Annotated in this window: 6 protein-coding genes; 2 read left to right on the top strand and 4 right to left on the bottom strand. The window is 63.8% G+C overall.

Going from position 1 to position 6,160, the window contains the following annotated elements; genetic code table 11:
- Positions 1-68 precede the first annotated feature (68 nt).
- Positions 69-1,934, bottom strand: a complete 1,866-nt coding sequence (locus AHiyo1_RS22865) for a DHH family phosphoesterase (RefSeq protein WP_216363308.1) — start codon at positions 1,932-1,934, stop codon at positions 69-71.
- 134 nt (positions 1,935-2,068) lie between these two features.
- Here AHiyo1_RS22865 and AHiyo1_RS22860 point away from each other — a divergent pair, with 134 nt between their 5' ends.
- Positions 2,069-2,407 (top strand): histone-like nucleoid-structuring protein Lsr2, encoded by a 339-nt coding sequence (locus AHiyo1_RS22860; protein WP_059390124.1) that lies wholly within the window; start codon positions 2,069-2,071, stop codon positions 2,405-2,407.
- Between the two features lie 81 nt (positions 2,408-2,488).
- Here AHiyo1_RS22860 and AHiyo1_RS22855 read toward each other — a convergent pair whose 3' ends face one another.
- The 3 genes from AHiyo1_RS22855 to AHiyo1_RS22845 all read right to left on the bottom strand — a co-directional run bounded on the left by AHiyo1_RS22855 (position 2,489) and on the right by AHiyo1_RS22845 (position 3,942).
- Positions 2,489-3,010 carry an SLOG family protein gene (locus AHiyo1_RS22855; protein ID WP_059390123.1) on the bottom strand — a complete coding sequence of 174 codons (522 nt, stop codon included), beginning with the start codon at positions 3,008-3,010 and terminating at the stop codon, positions 2,489-2,491.
- The gene (locus tag AHiyo1_RS22850) at positions 3,010-3,513 is read right to left on the bottom strand and encodes a phosphatase domain-containing protein (RefSeq protein WP_059390122.1); all 504 of its coding nucleotides are present in this window, start codon (positions 3,511-3,513) and stop codon (positions 3,010-3,012) included. The genes AHiyo1_RS22855 and AHiyo1_RS22850 overlap by 1 nt, the downstream gene beginning before the upstream one ends.
- Positions 3,514-3,720: 207 nt before the next feature.
- Positions 3,721-3,942: a hypothetical protein gene (locus AHiyo1_RS22845; protein WP_059390121.1), complete on the bottom strand. Its 222-nt coding sequence runs from the start codon at positions 3,940-3,942 to the stop codon at positions 3,721-3,723.
- Positions 3,943-5,962: 2,020 nt separating this feature from the next.
- Between AHiyo1_RS22845 and AHiyo1_RS25165 the strand changes: the two genes are divergently transcribed.
- A partial coding sequence (locus AHiyo1_RS25165; protein WP_216363307.1) for a hypothetical protein occupies positions 5,963-6,160 on the top strand: 198 nt, incomplete at its 3' end.

The raw sequence follows: 6,160 nt of genomic DNA, 5'->3' as shown, positions 1-6,160 counted from the left end.
GAGCACGGCGACCGGGACGAGCAGGCACCAGATGGTGCCTGCCAGGCCCTGGCGCAGCGCCGCCGGCATCAGATCGACCTCTCGATGACGGCCTGGAGACGCGTCTCCCCCAGGAACTCGTTGAGCTGCAGCTTCGCGAGGAACCGGGTCGGCTGAGCCGTCGCGTCGTCCGCGATCTCGGTGAGCCGCTCGAGCTGTGCTTCTGCGGCATTCCACCAGAGGCACGCGAGCCCGGTCGCCGTGGTGAGCCGCAGGTGCTGCTTCTCGGAGCCGATCGACTTCACCGCGAATCCGTCGAGCACGATCTCGACGACAGGCTCGGCGAACTCATGCCCGAAAGGCCGGAGCGTCTCGACCCGGCGCACGAGCTCGACCAGCGGCTCCGTGTCGTCGAGCGGAGCATCGCATTCGGATCCAGCGCCGAGCACGAGGTCGCCGGTCGGGTGCATCGCGTCACCGGCGGTGAGCATCGTGACACGGGTGCTGTCCTCGAGGATCGTGACGAGCTGGTCGAGCGCCTGCGCCGTGCGCAGTTTCACTCCGCAGGCCTGCTGGTGGCCGATCGCGTACAGCTCGTCGTAGCCGTCGAGCGTGGTGATGATGTCGAACCATCCCGGAGCACGGCCGGAGCCGCTCACGGGCTCGTCCGGTGTCGTCGGCCGGTTCACCACCACGACCGGGTGTCCGAGCTGCTCCATCATCTGGTTGGCGAGCAGGCCGTACATGCCACCGGGGGCTGCCGAGAAGTACACCCAGGGTGCCAACGGCTGGTCGCCATCGTTGAGCTCCGCCAGGTGCAGGGCCGTGAGCTCCTTGCGGCGTTCATTGTTCTCGATGACCCGGTGCATAGCCGCAAGTCGCTCAGCGATGCTCGGTGCGGTGAACACTGCGAAGCAGTCGTCGATCGGGTATCCGGTACGCCTCGGACTGTTCATCGCCGGCGCGAGGTAGAAACCATAGAACCCCTCGTTTACGCTGTCGATGTCGCGGACCTTGCCTGCCTGGGCGAAGGCCTTCAGGAGCGCGGCGAAACCCTCGAATGCGGCGACGTACGCCGGGTCGTGATCCTCGGTCGCGAGCAGCTGCAAGAGCGTCGCCCGCGCAATGTCGATGGCATCGGGGTCCGGGTCCATCCCACCCCACGGGTTCGGGATCGTCTTCGGAGCAGAGACATGTAGCAGCCGTGCGATCGACAGCGAGTCGCGCACAAGCTGCCGGTTCTCGTAGAGCACCGGCATGACATCGGAGACGGTTCCGAGGCCGGCGAACAGACGCAGCAACCGGATCGCCCAGAGCTTGAAGGGCTGGTGAGCAGCAGCGTAGGCCTCGAGGATCTGATAGAGCACGTGCGCTCCGCAGATCCCGCCCAGCGCATAGGTCTCGTCCAGCCGGCAGGGGTCGACGGTGATGTCGGCCTGGCTTCCCGGTTCGAGCTCCTGGTGGTGATCGGTGACGAGGGTCTGCCAGCCGAGCATCCTTGCCGCTCTGATGCCGGCGTGGGAGTTCACTCCCCCGTCGCAGGTGAGCAGCACGGTGGTGCCCGGGAAGCGTGCGTTGATCTCTGCGATGTCCTCCGGCGTCAGGTCATGGCCGCGACGGTAGTCGGGGATGTGGAGATTGACGTTGAAGCCGAGCTCCTTGAGACCGGCGTAGCCGAGCACACCGGAGGAGATGCCGTCCATGTCGAAGTCCGGGGCGATCGTGATCGTGCCCCCGCTACGGCGGATCTCCTCGAGTGCTGTGACCATCGTGTCGAGGTCCTTGAGCACAGCGTGCTCGCTGACGTCGATCGCGGCGAGGTACTCGCCGCTCCAGCCCCGGCGCTGGCAGAGCAGCGCGAACAGGTCCGCGGCGGGTTCGGTCTCATCAGCTCGCCACTGGCGGGCAGCGTCGGGCAGAGTGGTTTTCGTGTTCATGGTGTCCTTGCTGTTCACAGTGGTAGTCCGATGCGGTTTTCACAGCATCGAGTGGTCAACTCTGCTGACATAGCAGAGCTTGCGGCCAATGGCAAGCATTTGCAGTCGAATGGGCTTTCCAATGGGCTATCCGATGAGTTAGCCTCAGTGGTATGGCGATAAAGAAAGTAATCGAATCGGACCTCAGTGGTCGACAGGATGCCGAACGGGTCACCTTCGGACTCGGTGAAACGTGGTACGAGATCGACCTCACAGATGACGAGCGACAGGGGCTTGAGGCGGCATTGAAGTCGTATCTCGCTGCCGGTCGGAAGGCGACGCAGGAGCCACCGAAGCCCCGGAAGATGGTCCCGACGACGACTCCGGAGGAGCGCGAAAAGATCCGCGAGTGGGGCCGGGAGAACGGCTTCGACTTCGCGCCGTATGGTCGCATCCCCAAAGAGGTCATGGCTGCCTACGACGCGGCGCACAAGATCACGCGTAGCAAGTAGTCACCGGTTGCTCGCCTGATTCTCAGCTCAAGAGCCCCACCGCCAGCTGGCAGTGGGGCTCTTTTCGTTGTGCTTGCAGTGTCAGAACGGCGGGAGCGACGAGTGGATCACGTCCACGGTCTCGAGTCCGGCTCGAATGGCCTGCGTCCGGCAGTGCATGGTGCCATGCGAGAAGTGCCCCGGCGTGTGCGGCATGAGCTGTTCGCCGTGTCGCTGCGTACAGCCGGCCTTTCGACATAGGTCCAGGAATGCTGCTGTACGCACAGTGCTCCCCTGCATTCGCATGGTCACTGCGAGGTCGACCATCTGCTGATTGCGGATGAGCCCAGCCTTCTTGCGGCCGTGCCTTTCCCAGTCAGCAGGAATGGTCACGACTGCGAATCCCTCAGCTCGCCACAGAGACTCAGCCATGGCATCCGCTCCATCCGGGCACTGCCCGGAGATCAGCAGCGGGCTAGTTACATTGGCCGACCCCCAGGCCGTCCAGGTGTCGCGGAATGCAGCGCGCATGGCTGGCTCGTCGTCCCAACTGCGAGCTCCGGTGATGAGGAGGACATGCGAGTACTTGATGGTCTGGTGGCCATTGGCGAGCTTGATAGACATCAGGCGGTCTCCTTCTTGGCTGCCGTGCCGGCATTGATCTCGGTGTTTGGCTCGGGCCACCCGGGGACAACGGTGACGGGAATGCCCTCGGCCTCCCAGAGCGCGATCACGCCGGGGTTGTCGTCGATGGCAGCGGTCACGGTGAAGCCGGCTGCCCTGATTCGCGCGAGGATGTCGGCTTTGACCAAGTCGTTCCGGCGGTCGTCGGCGTCTGCACGCATCAGCAGGACATCGTGTGGGATCTCCCACTTCCGGAGCCACTGCATGGTCAGGTATTCCCAGCGCCGCTTGCGGGCTGTCACCACGAACACTGCCCTTCCGGCAGCAAGATGCTCGTGCACCCAGGTCAGGGTGTCCGGGATCGGAGGACAGAGTGCGGAGGCCTTGTGGAACTTCTCGAAGTTCCGACGCTTCGGGTCGTCGAGCAGGTAGTGCCGGATCCCTGAGACGTCGCAGAGCGTGCCGTCGACGTCGACGATAACGGCTTCTTTGATGGCGGTCATGCGGATGGTCCTGCCTCTCGATGGGAATGATTTCAGGAATTATTCGCGAATTGAGTGTGAGTGCGCAGTCGGGATGGTCAAGCTGAGGCTGATCGGATGGCGCACTCAAGCTGCATCGCACTGTGCAAAGCAGCTGTGTGGTCGCCATTCGCCTGTTCGACAGCCGGGCATCATGTGGTTCCCGGCTGTCGAGTCGACGGATGGAGCTCAGCTCGCCTGGGCGCGTTCGAGTCGCAGCTTCTCATCGCTGAGCGCACCGGCGACCGCACCATCGGTGTGGGACTGAAGCTCCTCGGCGGAGACGTCGTAGATCGGGCCTTCGTTCTCGTCGAGGAAGTAGAGGCGCATCGACTCGGCCGCGGCCTTGGCACCGCGGATGAAATCCTCGGATGGCTCGACGGGGGTCTGGTCGGTGGAGGTCTCAGACATGGGTGCTCCTTGGCTGTGGGTTGGGCGAATCGGATGGAAGGTGATGCAACTGTGCATTGCCGAGACTCGTGCGCGTTGTCGCGCTTCTAAGCCGCATGAAATGCACAGGGGCCAGAGGACCTCTCTGACTCCTGTTTCCTCCCGTGCCAGCTCCGCTGGCTCTGAGCCGTCCACCGCAGGTTCAGCGGTCGTCGCCCCACACTTCATTGGTGCGCCCGCAAGGGCGTCCACCTGTGGATACCGGGCGACGAGAGCAGCGGCTCATCTTCTCTGAGCGAAGCGAATGGGCATGCCGAGCGCAGCGAGGTGAGGGAGCGCCAGCGACCGGGACAAACCCGTCGGCTATGCCGACCAACACGTCCTCGAAGCGCAGCGGAGAGGCCGAGCGTAGCGAGGGTCCGCAGGACACGTGTTGCCAGGTTTGCTTATGCCCTTTTTCCTTTTCCACCGTCTGTTCCACGGCCGGAGCGTTAGCGGAGGTCTGGAACGCACGTTTATCAGGGGAACTCGTTGGTACGTACCGGTTCGGAGATCGTCAGATATTTCGCGCAGCGAGTGTACGAACCGGTGCTGTTCCCCTGCTATCTGGCCACTTTGATTGTTCGCTCTTCTGGTGCTTCTTGGCACTGCCGTACGAATGCCCGTTCGTGGCGTCGTGAGGAACGAGCGACGGTCCTTCTCCCCCTCGGAACGGGTCTGCTCCCCTGGGCGCTGCAGCTCCTGCTGGCACGCAGTGCCGATGCCCGGCGCTTGCCGTCACAGCCGTGCCGCCCGCGGCTTCACCCCTTGTTGCGGCTATGGACAATGCTGCGAAACGACCTCACGTTGCGCCGCGCAGCGGCTGGTGCTCCACCTCGTTCCAGCACCGCTGGACCATCTGTTCCGCCTGGGTGCTGTCGTGGTTCCCCGGCATCTGATCCCTTTGCCTGGCGAGCTGTGCGAGCCGCGTCGCCGGGGAGTTCGCGCTCAGGCATCGTCCTCCACCTCCGCGGTTCGTTTGCGCTGTCTTCGCCCACTGCGAGGCAGCGCTTGTAGCACCGCGCCCGAGGTGGGGGTCGCGCCGTCCGAGAGGACGACCTGCACAGCATGCGACCCGTCTGTGCATCAGTCGTCGGCGCATCAGAAAAAGAGAGCTACCAACTCTCAAGCAGCTCTGCTCTGTCGTCGGCACCACCATGTAACGGCCTGCCGATCCGAACGCCCACAGGGGTGTCTTCCAGCTGCGCCAGGGAGGAAGCAGTGCGCTTCTACGCGTCGTCGCTTCCTTGTTTCCTCCCTGGCTCAGCGGGCTGCATGCGTCGGGCACAGCCCGGTCGCCCTCTGTGTGCGGGGCCTCCGGCCGATCGGATCGCACCCTGACCTGGACACCTGGTTCGAGCCCTCAAGAGCCCGTGACGGGACGCCGGCGGCGCGCGATCGAGACTGTTTTCACGTTCCGAAGCCGGTCAATCTCAGTATCAATTCGAGCCATTCACGGGTGACTGCCGGTCGTATCCGGCACAGGATCGCTCATGTCCGGGCGCGGCATTGCCGATTCGAAGCCTTCAGCCCGTCTTCGGCACCAGTTCGTGGTGCAAGGCTCCATTTCGGTCACGAGTCGGCGCATTCGTGGCCGGAGTCCGCCCGGCACAGCACCGCGATTGACCAGCGCTTTCGAGCCAGCCCATCGCCGGGCGAAGTGGGCGGTATATAGCTGTCGGAAGCGGCCAATAATCAGCCGGTGATGACCGCTTCATCGTTGGGGTCCATAGGCGGCCCGCATTAGGCCCAGCTTTGGCTTCTTCATGGGTGCAGATCGTCCAGAGCGTGTACCTGCTTCACTGCCGATGCCGACATGGGGTCGTACCGGATTCGGTCACGATTCGCCCGCATCCGGATTCGAATTGCCTTGCGAATGGTCATGAATGACCATTAGAATGGGAGGGCGATGAACGGTTGAAGTGATCGACTCGTGAGTCGAATGCTTCCCAGAGGACTTCGAGGAGAGAGATGGACATGATGCGCGAAGGGGGTGCCGCTCATGGCAGCGAAGCGTAAGCCCGAGCCGCGGCGCGTACGGCTGACGGTTCCCGCAGTCGACGAATCAGTTCTGGCGTGGCTCGACCTGCAGGACGATGCTTCCGCTTCCATGCGGATGTTGGTTCGCGAGTCGATCGCGCGCGACGGCTATGTCGACGTGATCAACAAGCCCGTCGAGCAGCTGCCCCGACGCGGCCGG

Source organism: Arthrobacter sp. Hiyo1 (assembly GCF_001263615.2).
Taxonomy (GTDB): Bacteria; Actinomycetota; Actinomycetes; order Actinomycetales; family Micrococcaceae; genus Arthrobacter.
The sequence above is the reverse complement of the archived record's forward strand: the minus strand, read 5'-3'. Positions and strand labels throughout refer to the sequence as shown.